Origin of the sequence: Pseudaquabacterium inlustre, assembly GCF_038066595.1 — a bacterium.
In the GTDB taxonomy this organism is placed as follows: Bacteria; Pseudomonadota; Gammaproteobacteria; order Burkholderiales; family Burkholderiaceae_C; genus Pseudaquabacterium; species Pseudaquabacterium inlustre.
Window position 1 is genome coordinate 373,995 of the sequence record NZ_JBBUTH010000009.1, and the last position, 19,537, is coordinate 393,531.

Below are 19,537 nucleotides of genomic sequence, written 5' to 3' on the forward strand. Positions count from 1 at the left end.
CGGCCATGTCAGCGCGGCGGCGCCGGCGTGGCGTCGGCCTGCTGCGCGCGCGCCGCGGCGGCGGGCAGGCGCTGTGCCAGCACGCGGCGCAGCTGCGCCGCCCAGCTGGTGACGGTGCCGCCACCCTTGGCCACGATGGCGGTGGCCGAGCGCGCCAGCAGCGCATGCTCGGCCTCGGACAGCAGGGCCGCCGTCCACACGAACACCGGCAGGTCGCGCGCCAGCGGCAGCGACTGCAGCGCATCCAGCAGCGTGAAGCCGTCGATGCCGGGCAGCATCAGGTCGAGCACCATCGCATCGGCGCGCCCCTCGCGCAGGCAGGCCAGCGCCTCGTTGCCGTCCAGCGCCGCCTGCACCTGCAGGCCGGCGGCCTCCAGTTCGGTGCGCAGCAGCTCCTGGGCCAGCGGGTCGTCGTCCACCACCAGCACCCGCCGCGCCTGCGGCACAAGGCCGCGCAGGCGCGTGGTCAGGCCGGCCAGCTCACCGGGGCGCAGCGGCTTGAACAGCACGTCGGCCACACCCAGCAGCGCCGCACCGCGGCCCTCCTCGGCCGGCAGGCTGACGCCCAACACCGGCACGCTGCCCTGCGTGGGCCAGTGCGGCGGCCCGCCGCGCAGGTCGGACAGCAGCGACAGCGCCGGCTCGTCGGGCAGGGCCAGGCCCAGGGTCATGGCGTGCACCGGGTCGCCACGCCACAGCGCGCGCGCGGTGGCGGCGTTGGCGGCCCCCTGCACCTGCCAGCCCTGTGGACCCAGCACGCGGTGCAGCTCGGTGCGCGTGGCCAGGTCGGGCTCCACGGCCATCAGCCTCAGCGGCGCCGAGGCCCCATCGACGGCGGTGTCGCCGATGCCGCGGGTGTCGCAGGGCAGCCGCACATGGAACACGCTGCCCGCGCCCAGCCGGCTGCGCACGCCCACCTGGCCGCCCTGGGCCTCGACGATGCGTCGCGTCAGCGCCAGACCCAGGCCGGTGCCCTCGTGGGCACGGCCCTGCTGGCCCTCGATCTGCTGGAACTCGACGAACAGCCGCGGCAGGTCGGCCTCGGCGATGCCCACGCCGGTGTCATGCACCTCCAGCCGCCACCAGCCCGGCACATCGCCGCACAGGTGCACCGACACGCGCCCACCGCCCGGGGTGAACTTCAGTGCGTTGGACAGCAGGTTGAACAGCACCTGCTTGAGCCGCGCCGCATCCAGCATCACCTGGGCGGGGGCATCGTCGCGCAGCACCTCGGGCACCAGCTGCAACTGCACGCCCCGGCGCCGGGCCTCGGGCTGCATCAGCTCGATGACGTGGCGCACCAGCTCCTGCGGCGACAGCGGCTCGGGCGCGAACACCAGCTTGCCGGCCTCGACCTTGGACAGGTCGAGCACGTCGTTGATCAGCTGCAGCAGGTGCCGGCCGCTGCTGGCGATGTGGCCCAGAAAGCGCGCGTGCTTGGGCGAATCCGGCGGCACCGAGCCGCCGCGCAGCAGGTCGGCAAAGCCGATCACCGCGTTCAGCGGCGTGCGCAGCTCGTGCGACATGCTGGCCAGGAAGCGGCTCTTCATCTGCGCGGCGCGGTGCACCTCGCGGTTCTCCTGCTCCAGCCGCTCGAGCCGGCGCTGCGGGCCGATGTCGCGCGCCACCTTGGACGCGCCGACGATGCGGCCGTCGCGGTCGCGGATCGGCGACACGGTGACCGACACCTCCACCAGCGTGCCGTCGCGCCGGCGCCGCACGGTGTCGAAGGGCGTGACGCGCTCGCCGCGCCCGATGGTGGCCAGGATGCGCAGTTCCTCGGCATGGCGGTCGTCGGGGATCAGGCGCAGCACGCTGGCGCCCAGCATCTCGTCGCGGCGCCAGCCGAACAGGCTTTCGGCGGCCGCATTCCAGCTGGTCACCGTGCCGTCCAGGTTCTTGCCCACCACGGCGTCGAAGGACGATTCGACGATGGCCGCCAGCGCCTGCGCCTGCAGCGTGGCTTCGTCGTGCAGGCGCTGGTCGCGCAGGATCAGCGTGACCGGTCCGTCATCCGTCCCCAGCCCGGCCACCGCGTGCAGCGACAGCGACACCGCCTCGCCACGGGCATTGATGAATCGGCAGTGTGTGCCGTCGGCCGGCAGCCCGGTGCCATCGGGCAGGCCCAGCAACGGCGCCAGCAGCTGGCCCTGCAGTCCGCCGACCGTCGCCCCGAGCATGCGGCAGGCCATCGCGTCCAGCGACAGCAGCAGCCCCTGACGGTCCAGCACGACCAGACCGGCGTCCAGCACCGCCAGCGCGGCGCCGAGCATGGCGTTGTCAGCGGCGGCGCCCGACGTCGCCACAGCCGGTGCGGCCGACAGCGCGGCGCCGGCCTGGGTGGGGGAAAGCGGCGGTGTGGAGAGCACGGACATGAGGGCACGCGTGGCGTCTGCCCGGACACGCCAGGACAGGACAACGCCTGAAGCACAAGTTACAAACGATTGTATTCAGGGCATTTCGTGAGGTTTCAGCGTTTACCCTCGGTTCAGGCTGCGCCCCCCCGAGGTGGTGTGTCAACCCGCGATCGTGGGCCCCAACGCCAAAGGCTCGTGACATTTCTCCTCGACCAATTCGGTTTTATCACTTGAGCCGGATCAGCAGGCTTGAATCTGCCCATTTCTCCGCATACCGGCGGCGCGCACGGCAGTCAAATGCGCTTCGCTCTCGACGCCAAGACGAGCAGCCGCCGGTGACGTCCCCTGCTGTACGGAACGACTCCCGGCCCGCTGTCCGCCGCGGCACGTGCAGTACCCCCATTTCTCGAGAGTCGGCAATCCGGCCGTCCCGGATGTGCGCGACAGAAGTGCCCAGCCCCGCGCTCGTCGCCCCGAGGAGGTACTCCCATGTCTTTGGTGATGAAGAACCGCGGCCCCGCCGCTGAAGCGGCCGAACCCGTGGTGGCCAAGGGTCTGACCAAGACCATGACCCGCGACGCCGAAGCCAACCGCAAGCGCGCACGCACCCTGGCCAAGCAGCAGCAGGCCGCCGAGCGCGTGGCCAGCGCGTCCAGCCAGCTGTCGGCCGGCATCAACGAGGCCGCCTCGGCCGCCGAGGAACTCAAGCGCGCGGCCGACCAGATCGCCAGCGGTGCCGAGGAAGCCTCGGGCGCCGCGCAGGAATCGCTGGCCGCCGTGACCCAGGTGGTCGGCGCCATCACCCGTCAGCTCAATTCGGCCAATGTGGCCCAAGCCAAGGCCGAGGGCATGCAGACCCTGGCCGGCCGCATCAACCACGAGGTGCAGGCCACGGTCAGCAACGTGGGCGTGGCCGCCAAGCGCCAGGCCGAGAGCGTGAAGATGGTGGCCGAGCTCGAGCGTCAGGCGGCCAACATCGGCGACATCGTCAAGGCCGTGGCCCGCATCGCCGACCAGACCAACCTGCTGGCGCTGAACGCCGCCATCGAGGCCGCCCGTGCTGGCCAGCATGGCAAAGGCTTTGCCGTGGTGGCCGACGAGGTGCGCACGCTGGCCGAGACCAGCGAGAAGAGCGCCAAGCAGATCCAGGATCTGGTGGGCCAGATCCAGAGCGAGGTCAAGAGCATCGCCACCGGCATCAACGACGCCGCCGACACCATCCAGGCCGAGGTGGAAAAGAGCGACGTCATCCTGAAGCAGCTGGAGCAGATCCGAAGCGACGCCGCCGCCATCGTGGCCGGCGCCGCCGAGATCGCCTCGGCCGCGCAGCAGGGCCAGGTGGCCGCCCAGCAGGCGCTCAAGGGCAGCGAACAGATCGCCGCAGCCGCAGCCGAACAGAGCTCGGCCGCCGAAGAGGCGGCCAAGACCGTGCAGGAGCAAAGCGCCGCACTGGCCGAGTGCGAGCAGACCGCGCAGAACCTCAGCGACCTGGCCGATGACCTGAAGAACAGCACCGACATCTCCAAGAGCGCCGAGGAGGTGGCCTCCTCCGCCGAGGAGCTGAGCAGCGCCGTCAACGAGATCAACCGCTCGGCCGCGCAGATCATGACCGCGCTGGACCAGATCCGCCGCGGCTCGCAGCAGCAGGCCGCCGCCGCCACCGAGTCGGCCGCCGCCGTGGCCCAGATCGAGAAGGGTGCCCAGGTGGCCGAGCAGCGTGCCGCCCTCGGCCGCGAGAAGGCCGGCGCCATCAAGGCGCTGATGAGCGAGAACAAGGCCCACATCGACAGCCTGGTGGCCAGCATCTCCAATGGCGTGGACTCCACCCGCACCAGCGCCCAGCAGATCAAGGAGCTGGAATTGGTGAGCCGCCGCATCGACAAGATCGTCGATGCCATCACCCAGGTCAGCATCCAGACCAACATGCTGGCGGTCAACGGCAGCATCGAGGCCGCGCGTGCCGGTGAATACGGCAAGGGCTTCGTGGTCGTGGCCACCGACATCCGCAACCTGGCCCACGATTCAGCCGAGAACGCCGACCGCATCAAGGACCTGGTCAAGGGCATCCAGGACCAGATCGGCGCCGTGGGCCGCGACCTGGGCGAGATCATGAGCTCGGCGCTGACCGAGGTGGAGAAGGCCAAGACCATCACCGCCAACCTGCTGAGCATGGAAGCCGACATCGACTCGGTCGAGAAGGGCAACATCGAATCGGTGAACGCCTCGCAGGAGATCGTCACCGCCATCGGCCAGGTGAAGGTGGGCGTGGACCAGGTCAGCTCGGCCGCGCAGCAGGCCGAGAAGGCCGCCGAGCAGGCTGCCGCCGCCGCCAAGCAGCAGGCCCAGGGCGCCGAGGAGCTGAGCGCCGCCATCGAGGAGATCGCGTCGCTGGCCGACGAACTGCAGAGCAACTGAGCCGCTCGCCCGCCCTCCCCTCAACCCTGTGAAGGAGGTGTGCCGTGAGCGACACCCTAGAAGCGCCTGAACGCGTGTCGGCGGCCGATGCCGCCGCCAACGCAGCGCAGGACAACCAGTTCGTCACCTTCAGCGTCTCGGGCGAGATGTTCGCCGTGCCGATGGCACCGGTGCAGGAGATCATCCGCGTGCCCGAGGTGGCGCGGCTGCCGCTGGCGCCTCCGGCGCTGGACGGCCTGGCCAACCTGCGCGGCCGCGTGCTGCCGATCATGAACCTGCGCCGCCTGTTCAACACCGACGAGCGCGAGCACGACGACTCGACCCGCGCGCTGGTGATCAACCTGGGCCAGCCGCTGGGCTTCGTGGTCGACCGTGTGGCCAGCGTTCTGAGCGTGGAGCCTGGCGAGATCGAGGCCGCGAATGCCATCCAGAGCATCGTGCAGGCCGAGTACCTCACCGGCGTGATCAATCGAGCCGGCGCCGACGGCAGCCGCCAGCTGATGCTGGTGCTGGACTTCCAGCGCCTGGTCGACGACCAGTTCGCCGGCATGGCCACCACCGGTTCGGTGGGCACCGGCAGCCTGGGCCAGGAGCCGCGCAAGGACGGCCTCGCCGATGGCGTGGTCAGCGACGAACTGCGCCTGGTCAGCTTCACGGTCTGCGAGCAGGAGTACGCGATCGACATCGTCGACGTGCAGGAGATCGTGCAGTTGCCCTCGCAGATCACGGCCGTGCCGAACACGCCGCACCATGTGCTGGGCCTGATCTCGCTGCGCCGGCGCCTGCTGCCGCTGGTCAGCCTGCGCAGCCTGTTCGGCCTGGCCCGTGCCGAACTGGACGAGCACCACCGCATCGTCGTGGTGTCGGTGCCGGGTGGCGGCCAGGTGGGCCTGGTGACGGATTCGGTCAAGGAAGTGCTGAGCGTGCCGCGCTCGCAGGCCGACCCGATGCCCGGCGCGCTGTCGCGCGACGGCTCGCTGCAGGAGTTCGAGTCGATCTGCCGGCTCGACAACGGCAAGCGCCTGGTCTCCATCATCGCCACCGACCGCCTGCTGGGCATGCAGGCCATCCGTGACGCGGTGAACGCGGTGGGCGACGCCACCGCCCCGTCCCAAGCCCGACAGGAGGATGCCGAGATGGCCCACCAAGCACAGCGCCAGCCCGCCAGCGACGACGACACCCAGGTGGTGATCTTCCGCCTGGGTGCCGAGGAATTCGGTGTGCCCATCATGAGCGTGCAGGAGATCGTGCGCGTGCCCGAGGTGCTGACCCGCGTGCCCAAGACACCGCGCTTCGTCGAGGGTGTGATCAACCTGCGCGGCACGGTGCTGCCGGTCATCGACCAGCGCACCCGCCTGGGCATGGAAGCGATCGAGCGCAACGACCGCCAGCGCATCATGGTCTACACGCTGGGCGGGCTGCGCACCGGCTTCATCGTCGACAGCGTGGCCGAGGTGCTGCGCATCGGCCGCGGCCACATCGAGCCGGCGCCCGAGCTCAGCGACGAGCAGGGCCGCCTGATCACCGAGGTGGCCAAGCTCGACGGCGACAAGCGCCTGGTGATGCTGATCGACCCGAGCCAGCTGCTGGGCGCCCGCGAGCGCAGCGCGATGGAAGGCTTTGCCGGCGGCGCCGCCGACGACGACCGCGATCTGCCGCTGGCGCGCGCCGCCTGAGGCCATTGACCCTGGACCACGGAGGAACGTGAACATGCCAGGCAAGGTGCTCGTCGTCGACGATTCCGCCTTGATGCGCCGCCTGCTCACCGGCGTGCTGAAGGACGCCGGATTCGACGTGGTGGTGGCCCGCAACGGGCTGGAAGGCGTGCAGCAGCTCACCGAACACCAGCCCGACGTCGTGACGCTGGACATCAACATGCCCGAGATGGACGGCCTGACCGCCCTCTCGCTGATGATGCAGGCGCGCCCCACGCCGGTGGTGATGGTGAGCTCGCTCACCGAGAAGGGGGCCGTGGCCACCTTCGAGGCGCTGGCGCTGGGGGCGGTGGACTTCATCGCCAAGCCGGGCGGCACCATCTCGCTGACGGTGGACGACATCTCCGAGCAGCTGGTGGCCAAGGTCAAGGCGGCGGCCCGGGCACGCATCGGTGCGGCCGCTGCGCGCCGCCCGGCCGCCACGCCGGCGCCGTCGCCCCGCCCGGCCAGCGGCCCGGCGACGCGCGCCACCGCCACCCCATCGGCCGCGCTGCAGCGGCTGACCGAGGGCGTCAAGCCGCGTGCCGGCAAGGTGAGCGGGCTGGTGATCATCGGCGTGTCCACCGGCGGCCCGCGCACGCTGGAGGACATCCTGCCGGCGCTGCCCGCCCACTTTCCCTGGCCGGTGCTGGTGGCCCAGCACATGCCGCCCAACTTCACCGCGGCCTTCGCGCAACGCATGGACGCGCTGTGCCGGCTGAACGTGCGCGAGTGCCACGCCACCATGCCCATCGAGGCCGGCCATGTCTACATCGGCAAGGGCGGCACCGACATGGTGGTGGTGGAACGGCTGGGCCGGCTGGCCGTGCAACCCAAGCCCGAGACGCCCGGCCACCCCTGGCACCCCTCGGTCGACGTGCTGGTGCAAAGCGCCATGTCGCATGTGCCGGCCGAGCACATCGTGGGCGTGCAGCTCACCGGCATGGGCGACGACGGTGCCCGTGCGATGGCCGAGCTGAAGCTGCAGGGCGGCCGCACGATCGCCGAGAGCCAGGAAACGGCGGTGGTGTTCGGCATGCCCCAGGAACTGATCGAACGCGGCGGCGCCAGCGTGGTGCTGCCGTGCGGCGACGTGACCCGCCAGCTGTGTCACTGGATCCGGTAAGCCGGTCAAGGAGGAAGCGCCATGGGACTTCGCAAGCCCGCCGCCATCGAACCCCTGCGCGAGGTGGTCGAGCGTGAGCATGCCCGCGACCTGCCCGGCCTGCTGGCCCAGCTGCGCAGCGGCGACGATGCGCAGCGCCGCCGCGCCGCGCGCGACCTGGCCGGCTACCCGCAGGCCGCGGCCGCGCTCGGCGAACACCTGCTCGGCGAGGCCTCGCCCGCGGTGCGCCTGACGGTCTTCACCTCGCTGACCGGCTACGCCAGCGACGAGGCCGTGAGCGCGCTGCTGCCCCTGCTGCGCAGCGAGGATGCCCAGATGCGCAACGGCGCCATCGAGGCCCTGGCGGCAATGCCGGGCGCGGTGGCCCCCCGGGTGGACGCCTTGCTGCACGACACCGACCCCGACGTGCGCATCTTCACCGTCAACATGCTGGGCGATCTGCGCCACGAGAAGGTGGTGCCCTGGCTGGAGCAGGTGCTGCAGCACGAGACCCAGGTCAACGTGGTGGCGGCCGCGATCGAGGTGCTGGCCGAGGTCGGCTCCGCGGTCGACATCCCCGCGCTGAACGCCACGATCCGGCGCTTCGACGGCGACCCCTTCATCGGCTTCGCCGCCCAGATGGCCATCGAACGCATCGAGACCGCATGACACACCACCTCTACCCGCCCGATCGCGTGCGTCGCTGGAGACTGCCATGAGGGCCGCCGCCGTTTCGCGAAGCATCGAGATCACCGATGCCGACTTCCTGAAGTTCCGCGACTTCTTCTACCGCAAGACCGGCATCCATTTCGACGACAGCAAGCGCTACTTCGTCGACAAGCGCCTGATCGAGCGCATCGAGGCCACCGGCGCCGACGACTTCCGCAGCTGGTTCATCGCGCTGCGCTTCGAGTCCAAGGGCGAGGAGCTGCAACAGCTGGTCAACGCGATGACGGTCAACGAGACCTACTTCTTCCGCGAGGCCTACCAGTTCGACTGCATGGTCAACGACATGCTCAACGAGGTGGCCCGCCGCAAGAAGCCAGGCGGCCGCATCCGCATCTGGTCGATCCCCTCGTCCACCGGCGAGGAGCCGTACTCGATCGCGATCTACCTGCTCGAGCGCTGGAAGCTGATCGAGGATTACGAGGTCGAGATCCTGTCCTCCGACATCGACACGCAGGTGCTGCAGATGGCCCAGCGCGGCGTGTATTCGTCGCGCTCGGTGGCGCAACTGCCCAAGCCCTACCTGGAGAAGTATTTCCGCCGGCTCAACGACAACGAGTTCGCCATCTCGCGCGACCTGGTGGATGCGGTGGAGTTCAGCCGTGTGAACCTGACCGATGCCAACGACACACGGCGCTTCCGCGACATCGACCTGGTGTTCTGCCGCAACCTGCTGATCTATTTCGACGATCTGTCGCGACGCGTGGCCGCCGAGGCCTTCTACGACGCGATGAGCCCGGGCGGCTTCATCTGCCTGGGGCATTCCGAGTCGATGAGCCGCATCACCTCGCTGTTCGAGGTGCGGCGCTTCCGCGACGCCATGGTCTATCAGAAACCGCTGCAAGGAGAGCGCCGATGAGCGCGAACATCCTGGTCATCGACGATGCCGCCACCGTGCGCATGTACCACCGCAAGATGCTGGGCGATGCCGGCTGGCGGATCGAGGAAGCGGTGAACGGCGTGGAGGCCCTGGAGAAGGTGGCCAACCAGCCCAAGGACCAGCCCTTCGACCTGTACGTGGTGGACATCAACATGCCGAAGATGGACGGCTACACCTTCGTGCGCGAACTGCGCCGCCTGGGGCATGTGCCGCAGGCGCCGGTGCTGATGGTCTCCACCGAGGCCCAGGTGCAGGACGCCACCGCCGCGCAGGACGCCGGCGCCAACTGCTACCTGGTCAAGCCCGCCAAGCCGGCCGAGCTGGTGCTCACCGCCGCGCTGCTGCTGGGCGACCTGCCCGCTGCGCAGAAGGCCGGCGGCATCCACCTGGCTGCGGGAGGCCTGCAATGAGCGCGTCGACCGAACTTCTGGACCAGTTCATCCTCGAGGCGCGCGAGTGCCTGGAGCAGATCGGCCAGCGCCTGCTCGATGTCGAGAAGGAGCCCGGCAACCGCGAGTTGCTGAACGACCTGTTCCGCCAGGTGCACACGCTCAAGGGCAACTGCGGCCTGTTCGACTTCAAGGCGCTGGAACGCGTGGTGCATGCCGGTGAAGACCTGCTGGACCGCGTGCGCAACGGCTCGCTGGCCTACAACGGCGACATCGCCGACGCCCTGCTGGCCGCGATGGACTACACCGCCGAACTGGTGGACGCCATCGCCGAGGAAGGCGCGCAGCCGGCCTCCAGCGACGGCCGCTCGCAGGAGCTGGCCAGCGCACTGCGCCGCCACCTCGACGGCCCGGCCGCAGCACCTGCGGCCGCCGAGGCCCCCGCTGCCGCGCCCGCCGCATCTGCCACCTCCCCGGTGGCCCCCCTGCCCGCCTGGCTGGCCGATCTGCCCGCGGACTTCCAGCGCCACGGCCTGACCGCCTTGCGCTACACGCCCGACGCCGACTGCTTCTTCAAGGGCGAGGACCCCTGGCACCTGGCTCGCAGCACGCCGGGCCTGCAGCACCTGATGGTGCGACCGGCCGGGGACTGGGCCGCCGCCGCCGACTTCGACTGCTACCACTGCAACCTCGAACTGGTGGTGGTCAGCGACGCGCCGCGCGCCTACATCGAGGAGCACTACCGCTACGTGCCCGACCAGATCTGCTGCCATGCGCTGGAGGCGGCGCCCAGCGCCGGCAGCGCTGCAGCGGCCGAGGACCCCTCGCCCGCCCAGGCCGCGCAGGCCGACCCCGTGCAGGCGCTGCTGCGCGTGCGCATCGGCCGCATCTGGGACGACCAGCGCGCGCTGCTGGCCCGCCCCGGCATCGCCGCCGGCACGGTGGCCGCCACGCGGCGCACCTTCTCCCAGCTGATCGGCAGCTGGGGTGACGAGGCGCTGGCCGCCAGCCTGCGCCAGTCGCTGGAGGCTCTGCCCGCCGGCGCCACGCCGCTGGCAGCCTGGGCGCTGCAGCACCGCCCCGGTGGCGGCGCGAGCGACGAGGCGCCGGCCGTGGGCCACACCATCGGCGCCCCGGTGGCCCCCGGTGCCGCGCTGGTGGCACCGCCGGAGCCGCGCCGCGGCGGCAACAACCCCGGCACCGACGACGCCAGCGGCGGCGCGGGTGGCGCGCAGAAGGTGCTGAAGGTCGCGCAGGACAAGATCGATCGCCTGATGGACCTGATCGGCGAGATGGTGGTGGCCAAGAACGCCCTGCCCTACCTGGCCAACCGCGCCGAGACGGTGTTCAACCAGCGCGAGCTGGCACGCGAGATCAAGACCCAGTACTCGGTGATCAACCGCATCGCCGAGGACATGCAGCACGCCATCATGCAGGTGCGCATGCTGCCGGTGGGCACCGTGTTCCAGCGCTTCGGCCGCCTGGTGCGCGACATCTCGAAGAAGCTGGGCAAGGAGGTCAACCTGGTCATCGAGGGCGAGGACACCGAGGCCGACAAGAACGTCATCGAGAGCCTGGCCGATCCGCTGATCCACATCCTGCGCAACAGCCTGGACCACGGCATCGAGCTGCCCGCCGTGCGCGTGGCCGCGGGCAAGCCGGCGGTGGGCACGCTGCGCGTGGCGGCACGCCAGGAAGGTGACCGCGTCATCCTCGACATCACCGACGACGGCGCCGGCATCGACACCGAGCGTGTGCGCAACAAGGCGGTGGAGCGCGGCCTGATCCCGGCCGACCGCGCCGGCCTGCTCACCGAGCACGAGGCGGTGCAGCTGGTGTTCCTGCCCGGCTTCTCGACGGCCGAAGCCATCAGCGACCTGTCGGGCCGCGGCGTGGGCATGGACGTGGTGCGCTCGGCGGTGGAACGCATCAACGGCAGCGTGGAACTGTCCAGCACCCGCGGCCAGGGCACGCAGATCCGTCTGGCGCTGCCGCTCAGCATGGCCGTCACCAACGTCATGATGATCGAGACCGCGGGCCGCCGCTTCGGCGTGCCGATGGACCTGATCGTCGAGACGGTGCGCGTGCCGGCCGAGGACATCCACCACTTCAAGAGCGCCCAGACCGTGGTGCTGCGCGGGCGCATCGTGCCGCTGCGCGCGCTCAACGAACTGCTGGCGCTGGACGAGCCGCCGCGCATGAATGCCGATGGCGAGCACGCGGTGCTGGTGGTGCGCCTGGGCAACGAGAACGTGGGCCTGCTGGTCGACGACTTCCACGGCACCAGCGACATCATCCTCAAGCCGCTGGAGGGCGTGCTCACCGGCATCACCGGCTTCGCCGGCACGGCGCTGATGGGCGATGGCAGCGTGCTGATGATCCTCAACCCCAAGGAGCTGAGCTGATGCCGATCCGTTTCCACAAGAAGCAGGCCATGCTCGACGGCTTCGTCACCGTCGAGGATGCCGAGGCGCTGTCGAACTGGCTGCGCGAGGGCCAGGGCCGTGGCGTGCACCTGGGCCAGTGCGCACAGGTGCATGCCGCGGTGCTGCAGGTGCTGATGGCGCTCAAGCCACGCCTGGTGGCGGCCCCGGCCGACGCTCACCTGGCCGGCGCGCTGCGGGCTGCCGGACTGCCCGGCGCTGCCTGATCCGAGGCCGCCATGATGCGCGTGCGTTTCGTCACGGGGGCTGCGCGCGCCGCGGGGCGCAGCCGCACTCAAGCCACCCGTCCGGGTTGCCGAAAACCCCTCAAGGGGACCGCCCATCCAGGGGCGCGCCAACCCGCACGGCAGTACCGCGTGCAAGACCTGACACCAAGGCCACTGCCACAGCAAGAGGTTGCGTGCACATGAAAAGCGTCTTCTTGGTCGATGACTCGGCCACCATGCTGATGAGCCTGAAGGGCACGCTGGAGATCAGCGGCTTCAAGGTCGAGACCGCGCCGGATGGCGAAGCGGCCCTCGGCAAGCTCAAGGCCGGGCTGCGACCCGACCTGATCATCACCGACATCAACATGCCCAAGCTCGACGGCATCGGGCTGATCCGCGAGGCGCGCAAGCTGCTGCGCTTCACGCCGATCCTGGCGCTCACCACCGAAAGCCAGCAGGCCAAGCGGGAAGAGGCCAAGAAGATCGGCGCCACCGGATGGCTGGTCAAGCCGGTGGGCGGCGCCGATCTGGTCAAGGTCATCAAGCAGGTCATTCCGGGCGCCTGAGGCCAGCATGGACGGCGACAAGCACATCCCCGCCGCCCCCTGGCGCCGCTGGTTCACCCGCTTCACCGTGCGGGACATGGGCCTGGCCGCCCTGGTGGTCTGCGCGCTGGCAGCGCACGCGCTCTGGTCCGACACCGTGGCCTGGACCTCGCTGCTGTGGTTGGCCGGTGGCACGGCCATCGGTGTGTGGCTGGGCGGGCGCGCCGCGCCACCCCAGTTCGGCACCAGCGCCCGCGCCACCGAGGTGGTGGCGCAGGACATCCAGACACTGCGCCAGGCCTTTGCCGTGCTGAAGCAGCAGGTGGACGCCACCATCCAGTCCAGCGAAGGCGCGGTGCTGTCGATGATGGAGCGCATGAACCGCGTGCACCGCAATGCCGAGGAACTGCGCGCCCGCATCATCGAGGCCGTCCGCCGTTCGCAATCGCTGTCGGCCGAGTCACTGGGGCGCGCGGGCCAGCACGGCCAGGCCGTGGCCTCGCTGGCCGAACACGAGGCCAAGTTCGAGGCCCAGCGCGCACAGAACCAGGACCGCGTGCGTGCCGTGGCCGACCAGGTGCGGCAGCTCACGCCCGTGGCATCGCTGATTGGCGAGATCTCGCGCCAGACCAATCTGCTGGCCATCAATGCCAGCATCGAGGCGGCCCGCGCCGGCCGCGAGGGGGCCGGCTTCAAGGTGGTGGCGGCCGAAGTGCGCCGGCTGTCCACCCAGACCAGCGAGGCCGCACGCCAGATCACCGAAGGCATCGCCCTGGCAGCCAGCGCCATCGACGACGAGATGACCAGCGCACGGGCCATGCATGGCGACAGCGCTGCGCACCAGTTGGGCGAGATCGCACGCCACATCCAGTCGATGAGCGACACGCTCGGTGACGTGGTGCCCTACCTCGGCGAGCTGTCCACGCACATGGACAGCGGCATGGCCGTGGTCACCGAAGACATCATCAACACCCTGGGTGACATGCAGTTCCAGGACATCAACCGCCAGTTGCTCGAGCAGATCAACAGCGCGCTGTCCAGCCTGTCGGACCACTTCTCGCAGATCTACCAGCTGATCGACGGGCAGGCGCCGCCGCCGCCCGTCATGCTGGAGGAACTGCTGTCCCGGTGGACCGAGAACTACGTGATGCATTCCCAGCGCGTGGCCCACGCCCGGGCCATCGGCGCCGAAGTGCCCGAACCGGCAAAGCAGGACGAGTCGGCGAACAACCTCACCCTGGCGACCGCCTATGGCCCCCGCGTCGAGTTCTTCTGAGGTCCGATCCCCCACGATCCTGGTCGTCGATGATTCGGCCACGATGCGCATGAGCATCGAGATGTCGCTGCGGCTGGCCGGCTACCAGGTGGTGATCGCCGAGCATGGCGGCGCTGCGTTGGAACTGCTCAAGGGCGGGCTGCGGCCCGACCTGGTGCTCACCGACATCGTGATGCCGGGCGTGGACGGCCTGGGCCTGATCCGCGAGGCGCGCAAGATCCTGCGCTTCACCCCGATCATCGCCCTCACCACCCAGGGGCAGCGCCTGCTGCGCAACGAGGGCAAGGCTGCCGGTGCCACGGCGTGGCTGATCAAGCCCACGGGTGGCCATGCCCTGATCTCGCTGGTGCAGCGCTTCCTCGGCGAGACCGCGCGCGTCACCAGCCCCGGCCCGGCCTGAACGGCGCGCCGTCCGGTCAGGCGTCGAAGCGCACCACCAGTTCCACCGTGTGCGGCGTCGGCCGCCCCGGCGGTACATAACGCCAGCGCGACACGGCCTCGCGCACCGCGCGCACGGCCTGGCGGTCGGCGCCGCCCTGGATCACCAGGTCCTGCACGCTGCCATCCGCGGCGATCGAGAAGCGCAGCTGGAAGCGCAGGGCCTGGCCTTCGCGCGACACCGTGCCCGCGAAATCGGGATCCACGCGCTGCACCAGCACCGGCACGTAGGCCGCCTCGGGCTCGGCCGCCGACGGCGGCGGGCTGGGGTTCAACGCGGCCACCGACTGCCGCGACAAGGCGGCCTCGGGGCGATCCGGCGCGGCTGCCACCGAAGCGGCCACCGAGGGCGGCACCGACGCCGCTACCGACGCCGCTACCGAGGCCGCTACCGAGGCCGGCACCGGCGCGGCATCCGCCGCCGCAGGCACCACCGCAGCCACCGGCTCGGTCGCGGCGCCCTGGGCGGCCGCCTCGGTCTCGCGCGCGACCTGGATCAGCAGGCGGCCGATGGCCTCACGCGGGTCGGCCGTGGCGGCACGGCGCGCGGCCGCCGGCAACGTGAGTGTGACCACCGATGGCGCAGCGATTGCACCGGTTGAACTGGCGGCGCTGGCCGGCGCCGGCCCGCCGGCGGCCTTGGCCACCGCGCCCGGCGCGGCCGGGCTTGCCGCGCCGGCGGGCAGGCGCGCGGCCTCGCGGATGCGGCGCAGCGGGTCGTCGGCCACGCGCTTGGCGCGCGCCATGCGGTCGGCCACCTCGGCATCGGTGCCGGCCGCGCTGGCCGATGCGCCGGTCACGGGTGCCACCGGCGGCAGGGCCTGGGCCTGGGCCTCGACGGCGAAGGCCAGCCACCACCACCATGCCGGGCCCAGCCCCCGATGCCTCGCGCCACGTCCCGCCACTGCAAACCTCCTGAACGCCCCGCTCATGACGGGCACTGCCTGACACGCACCGCGAGCGGCCGGTGGGCCGCGGCGCGGTGGGCGCGATGGTATGCAGCATGCGTGCCAGGTCAAGAGGGAGAGACCTGAGCCACGCCGGGCTCGGGGGTGATCGCCCGGATCAGCTCGACAGCTGTTGCCAGGCCTTGTCCAGCCGCTTCACGCTCACCGGCTGCGGCGTGCGCAACTCCTGGGCGAAGAAGCTCACGCGCAGCTCTTCCAGCAGCCAGCGGTACTCGTCGAGCCGGGCATCGGCCACGCCCTTCTGCTCGGCCAGGCGGCGGGTGTATCGCTGCTCCAGCGGGCGCAGCTCGGCCAGGCGCTGGGCATCGCGCGCGGGGTCGGCACGCCATTTGTCCAGCCGCAGCACCACGGCCTTCAGATAGCGCGGGAAGTGCTGCAGCGCTGCCCAGGGGTTGGCCAGCAGGAAGCGCTTGCCGCACAGCCGCTGCAGCTGCGCGGCGATGTCGTCGGCCACGTCCTTGGGCACGCTGCGGCTGTCCTTGAGCTTGCGCTGCGCCGCCTGCAGCTCGGTGAGCACGGTGCCGGCCAGTCGCGCCACCTCCTGCGCGATCAGGTTCAGCCGGCTGCGGCCCTCGGCCACACGGGCGTCGAAGCTGGCCGCATCGGTGGGCAGCGGATCGGCCAGGAAGGCGCGGTCCACGGCCAGGTCGATGATCATGGCCTTGAGCTCATCGGCCGTGCCGAGTGCCATGTAGGCGGCGGCCAGGCGCGTGAAGTCGGGGATGTTCTTCTCCAGGTACTTCAGCGGCTCCTTGATCTGCAGCGCCACCAGGCGGCGCAGGCCGGCGCGGTGCTTGGTGGCCGCGGCCTCGGGCTCGTCGAAGACCTCGATCTCCACCGCCGTGCCCTTGTCGATCAGCGCCGGGAAGCCGATCAACGTCTGGCCGCCCTTGCTGGCGGGCTGGCGGATCTCCATCAGCTCGGGCAGTTCGCCGAAGGTCCAGGCGGTGTACTGCGCCGGCGCGGCGGGTGCGGCCGGTGCCGGTGCCGGTGCGGCTGCCTTCTCCACCCGCCGCGGCGTGCTGGAGGCCGGCGCGGGCGCGGCACCTGCAGCGGCAGGCGTTGCCGCTGGGGACGACGCGGGGGACGACACGCCACCCAGCTTCAACGCCGCCAGCGCCTGGAAGGCCGAGCGTGCCTGGCCGCCCAGCTCGGCCTTCAGCGTGGCCAGGTTGCGGCCCATGCCCAGCTGGCGGCCGTGCTCGTCCACCACCTTGAAGTTCATGAACAGGTGCGGCGCCAGCATGTCCAGCTTGAAGTCGTTGCGCTGCACGGCGACTTGCGTGTGCTCCTTCACCGCGGCCAGCAGCTGGTCGAGCAGCGCGCCCTGGCCGAAGGGGTGCAGCTCGACGAACTGTTCGACGAACTCGGGCAGCGGCTGCAGGCGCGCGCGCGGCTTCTGGTGCAGGCTCTTGCACAGCGCCGTCACCTTGGCCGCCAGCATGCCGGGCACCAGCCAGTCGCAGCGCTCTTCACTCACCTGGTTCAGCGCATAGATCGGCACGGTGACCGTGACGCCGTCCTTGGCATCGCCGGGGTCGTGCAGGTAGGTGGCGGTGCAGTCCACGCCGCCCAGGCGCAGGGTCTTGGGGAAGGCGTTGCCGGTGATGCCCGCGGCCTCGTGGCGCATCAGCTCGTCGCGCGTCAGGTGCAGCAGCTTCGGCTGGGCCTTGCTGGCCTCGCGCCACCAGCGCTCCAGGCTGTGGCCCGAGCACACATCGGCCGGGATCTGCTGGTCGTAGTAGGCGTAGATCAGCTCGTCATCCACCAGCACGTCTTGCCGGCGGCTCTTGTGCTCCAGCTCCTCCACCTGGGCGAGCAGGCGCTTGTTGTGGGCGATGAAGGGCAGCCTGGATTCCCAGTCGCCCTCGACCAGCGCGCTTCGGATGAAGATCTCGCGCGCCGTGGGCAGATCCACCCGGCCGAAGTTCACCCGCTTGCCGCTGTAGACCACGATGCCGTAGAGCGTGGCGCGCTCGTAGGCCACCACCTCGGCGGCCTTCTTCTCCCAGTGCGGATCGAGCAGCTGGCGCTTGAGCAAGTGGCCGGCGATGGTCGGGATCCACTGCGGCTCGATGGCGGCCAGACCCCGGCCGTACAGCCGCGTGGTTTCCACCAGCTCGGCGGCGATCAGCCAGCGGCCCGGCTTCTTGCTGAGGTTGGCGCCGGGGTGGCGCCAGAACTTGATGCCGCGCGCGCCCAGATACCACTCGTCGTCATCGGCCTTGCAGCCCACGTTGCCCAGCAGGCCGGCCAGCATCGACAGGTGGATCTGCTCATACGTGGCCGGGCTGCCGTTGAAGCGCCAGCCCTGCTCGGCCACCACGGTGTGCAGCTGGGCATAGGTGTCGCGCCACTCGCGCACCCGCCGCGGGTTCACGAACTGCTCGCGCAGGCGCTGCTCCTGCTGGCGGTTGCTGAGCTTGTGGGTATCGGTCTTCTGCTGCGCGCTGCCGGGGTGGCCGTGGTTGCCCCGCCCTTCCTCGATCCAGTCCCAGAGCCGCAGCGTGCCGACGAACTCGCTCTTCTCGTCGTCGAACAGCTTGTGCTTCTCGTCGGCGGCCTGCTGTTTGTCGAGTGGGCGGTCGCGCACGTCCTGCACGCTCAGGGCACTGGCGATGATCAGCACCTCGTGCAGGGCCTCGCGCTCCTTGGCCTCGAGGATCATGCGGCCCACGCGCGGGTCCAGCGGCAGGCGGCTCAGCGCGTTGCCGGTGGGCGTGAGCTCGTTGTCGTCATCCACCGCGCCCAGCTCGTTGAGCAGCGCATAGCCGTCGGCAATGGCCTTGGCGCGCGGCGGCTCGATGAACGGGAACTGGTCCACCGCGCCCAGGCGCAGACTCTTCATGCGCAGGATCACGCCGGCCAGGCTGCTGCGCAGGATCTCGGGGTCGGTAAAACGCGGCCGCTCGTTGAAACCCTTCTCGTCGTACAGGCGGATGCACACGCCGTTGCTGACCCGGCCGCAGCGGCCGGCGCGCTGGTTGGCCGCCGCCTGGCTGATGGCCTCGACCTGCAACTGCTCGACCTTGTTGCGGAAGCTGTAGCGCTTGACGCGCGCCTGGCCGCTGTCGATGACGTAGCGGATGCCCGGCACCGTCAGCGAGGTCTCGGCCACGTTGGTGGCCAGCACGATGCGCCGGCCATTGCCGGGGTTGAACACGCGGTCCTGCTCGGCCTGCGACAGGCGCGCGAACAGCGGCAGGATCTCGGGTGCCGGCCCGCCAGAACCACCAAACTTGTGCTGCCGCGCCAGGTGCTTGTGCAGGTGGTCGGTGGCGTCGCGGATCTCGCGCTCGCCGGGCAGGAAGACCAGGATGTCGCCGGGGCCGTCGCGCCACAGCTCGTCCACCGCATCGGCAATGGCCTCGTCCATGCCGTACTCGCGGCTCTCCTCAAACGGGCGCCAGCGTTGTTCGACGGGGAACAAGCGACCCGAGACCTGGATCACCGGTGCCGGGCCGTGGCGGCTGGCGAAGTGATTGGCAAAGCGCTCGGCATCGATGGTGGCCGAGGTGACGACGATCTTCAGGTCGGGCCGGCGCGGCAGCAGCTGGCGCAGGTAGCCCAGCAGGAAGTCGATGTTGAGGCTGCGCTCGTGCGCCTCGTCGATGATCAGCGTGTCGTAGGCCCGCAGGTCGGGGTCGCCCTGGGTCTCGGCCAGCAGGATGCCGTCGGTCATCAGCTTCACGCTGGCGCCGGGCTGCAGCCGGTCGTTGAAGCGCACCTTGAAGCCCACCACCTCGCCGAGCGGCGAATTCAGCTCTTCGGCGATGCGCTTGGCCACGCTGCTGGCGGCAATGCGCCGCGGCTGCGTGTGGCCGATCAGGCCGTTGCCACCGGCGCCCCAGCCACGGCCGAGTTCCAGCGCGATCTTGGGCAGCTGCGTGGTCTTGCCCGAGCCGGTCTCGCCGCAGACGATGACCACCTGGTGCTCGCGCAAGGCATGCGCGATCTCGTCGCGCCGGGCACTGACCGGCAGCGATTCGGGATACGTGATGGGGGGCACCGGCGTGGCCTCGCGCACCGGCCGCGGGCCCCGGCGCTCGGCACGGGGGCCGGCTGCATCAGGGCGACGTGGCGGCCGCGGGGGC

At 70.6% G+C, this 19,537-nt stretch carries 14 protein-coding genes; 11 read left to right on the plus strand and 3 right to left on the minus strand.

Going from position 1 to position 19,537, the window contains the following annotated elements; translation table 11 throughout:
* Positions 1-8: 8 nt before the first annotated feature.
* Positions 9-2,375 (minus strand): ATP-binding protein, encoded by a 2,367-nt coding sequence (locus AACH10_RS19110; protein WP_341412080.1) that lies wholly within the window; start codon positions 2,373-2,375, stop codon positions 9-11.
* Positions 2,376-2,846: 471 nt separating this feature from the next.
* Between AACH10_RS19110 and AACH10_RS19115 the strand changes: the two genes are divergently transcribed.
* The 11 genes from AACH10_RS19115 (at position 2,847) to AACH10_RS19165 (ending at position 14,437) form a co-directional block, all read left to right on the plus strand.
* Complete coding sequence (locus AACH10_RS19115; RefSeq protein WP_341412081.1) at positions 2,847-4,772, plus strand: methyl-accepting chemotaxis protein; 1,926 nt, start codon at positions 2,847-2,849, stop codon at positions 4,770-4,772.
* A gap of 44 nt (positions 4,773-4,816) precedes the next feature.
* The gene (locus AACH10_RS19120; RefSeq protein ID WP_341412082.1) at positions 4,817-6,448 is read left to right on the plus strand and encodes a chemotaxis protein CheW; all 1,632 of its coding nucleotides are present in this window, start codon (positions 4,817-4,819) and stop codon (positions 6,446-6,448) included.
* A gap of 34 nt (positions 6,449-6,482) precedes the next feature.
* The gene (gene cheB / locus AACH10_RS19125) at positions 6,483-7,592 is read left to right on the plus strand and encodes a chemotaxis-specific protein-glutamate methyltransferase CheB (RefSeq protein WP_341412083.1); all 1,110 of its coding nucleotides are present in this window, start codon (positions 6,483-6,485) and stop codon (positions 7,590-7,592) included.
* 21 nt (positions 7,593-7,613) lie between these two features.
* Entirely contained in the window at positions 7,614-8,240 is a 627-nt protein-coding gene (locus tag AACH10_RS19130) for a HEAT repeat domain-containing protein (protein WP_341412084.1), read from the plus strand.
* A 46-nt stretch (positions 8,241-8,286) separates the two neighbouring features.
* The gene (locus AACH10_RS19135; RefSeq protein WP_341412085.1) at positions 8,287-9,156 is read left to right on the plus strand and encodes a CheR family methyltransferase; all 870 of its coding nucleotides are present in this window, start codon (positions 8,287-8,289) and stop codon (positions 9,154-9,156) included.
* Positions 9,153-9,587, plus strand: a complete 435-nt coding sequence (locus AACH10_RS19140) for a response regulator (RefSeq protein ID WP_341412086.1) — start codon at positions 9,153-9,155, stop codon at positions 9,585-9,587. The genes AACH10_RS19135 and AACH10_RS19140 overlap by 4 nt, the downstream gene beginning before the upstream one ends.
* Positions 9,584-11,971 carry a chemotaxis protein CheA gene (locus AACH10_RS19145; protein ID WP_341412087.1) on the plus strand — a complete coding sequence of 796 codons (2,388 nt, stop codon included), beginning with the start codon at positions 9,584-9,586 and terminating at the stop codon, positions 11,969-11,971. The genes AACH10_RS19140 and AACH10_RS19145 overlap by 4 nt, the downstream gene beginning before the upstream one ends.
* Positions 11,971-12,216, plus strand: a complete 246-nt coding sequence (locus AACH10_RS19150) for a hypothetical protein (RefSeq protein ID WP_341412088.1) — start codon at positions 11,971-11,973, stop codon at positions 12,214-12,216. The genes AACH10_RS19145 and AACH10_RS19150 overlap by 1 nt, the downstream gene beginning before the upstream one ends.
* A gap of 200 nt (positions 12,217-12,416) precedes the next feature.
* Positions 12,417-12,782, plus strand: a complete 366-nt coding sequence (locus AACH10_RS19155) for a response regulator (RefSeq protein WP_341412089.1) — start codon at positions 12,417-12,419, stop codon at positions 12,780-12,782.
* Between the two features lie 7 nt (positions 12,783-12,789).
* A complete protein-coding gene (locus AACH10_RS19160; protein WP_341412090.1) occupies positions 12,790-14,037 on the plus strand; it encodes a methyl-accepting chemotaxis protein in 1,248 nt (415 codons plus the stop codon).
* On the plus strand, positions 14,012-14,437 hold the full coding sequence (locus AACH10_RS19165; protein ID WP_341412091.1) for a response regulator: 426 nt from the start codon (positions 14,012-14,014) through the stop codon (positions 14,435-14,437). Before AACH10_RS19160 ends, AACH10_RS19165 begins: the two co-directional genes overlap by 26 nt.
* A 16-nt stretch (positions 14,438-14,453) precedes the next feature.
* Here the strand turns inward: AACH10_RS19165 and AACH10_RS19170 are convergent, their stop codons facing one another.
* Entirely contained in the window at positions 14,454-15,380 is a 927-nt protein-coding gene (locus AACH10_RS19170) for an energy transducer TonB (RefSeq protein WP_341412092.1), read from the minus strand.
* Positions 15,381-15,540: 160 nt separating this feature from the next.
* A complete protein-coding gene (gene hrpA, locus AACH10_RS19175; protein WP_423228628.1) occupies positions 15,541-19,470 on the minus strand; it encodes an ATP-dependent RNA helicase HrpA in 3,930 nt (1,309 codons plus the stop codon).
* Between the last annotated feature and the right edge of the window lie 67 nt (positions 19,471-19,537).

Bases quoted from the DNA above. Each gene is read 5' to 3' on its own strand.
- AACH10_RS19110 (WP_341412080.1), bottom strand. From the start codon at position 2,375: ATGTCCGTGCTCTCCACACCGCCGCTTTCCCCCACCCAGGCCGGCGCC.
- AACH10_RS19115 (WP_341412081.1), top strand. From the start codon at position 2,847: ATGTCTTTGGTGATGAAGAACCGCGGCCCCGCCGCTGAAGCGGCCGAA.
- cheB (WP_341412083.1), top strand. From the start codon at position 6,483: ATGCCAGGCAAGGTGCTCGTCGTCGACGATTCCGCCTTGATGCGCCGC.
- AACH10_RS19130 (WP_341412084.1), top strand. From the start codon at position 7,614: ATGGGACTTCGCAAGCCCGCCGCCATCGAACCCCTGCGCGAGGTGGTC.
- AACH10_RS19135 (WP_341412085.1), top strand. From the start codon at position 8,287: ATGAGGGCCGCCGCCGTTTCGCGAAGCATCGAGATCACCGATGCCGAC.
- AACH10_RS19140 (WP_341412086.1), top strand. From the start codon at position 9,153: ATGAGCGCGAACATCCTGGTCATCGACGATGCCGCCACCGTGCGCATG.
- AACH10_RS19145 (WP_341412087.1), top strand. From the start codon at position 9,584: ATGAGCGCGTCGACCGAACTTCTGGACCAGTTCATCCTCGAGGCGCGC.
- AACH10_RS19150 (WP_341412088.1), top strand. From the start codon at position 11,971: ATGCCGATCCGTTTCCACAAGAAGCAGGCCATGCTCGACGGCTTCGTC.
- AACH10_RS19155 (WP_341412089.1), top strand. From the start codon at position 12,417: ATGAAAAGCGTCTTCTTGGTCGATGACTCGGCCACCATGCTGATGAGC.
- AACH10_RS19160 (WP_341412090.1), top strand. From the start codon at position 12,790: ATGGACGGCGACAAGCACATCCCCGCCGCCCCCTGGCGCCGCTGGTTC.
- AACH10_RS19165 (WP_341412091.1), top strand. From the start codon at position 14,012: ATGGCCCCCGCGTCGAGTTCTTCTGAGGTCCGATCCCCCACGATCCTG.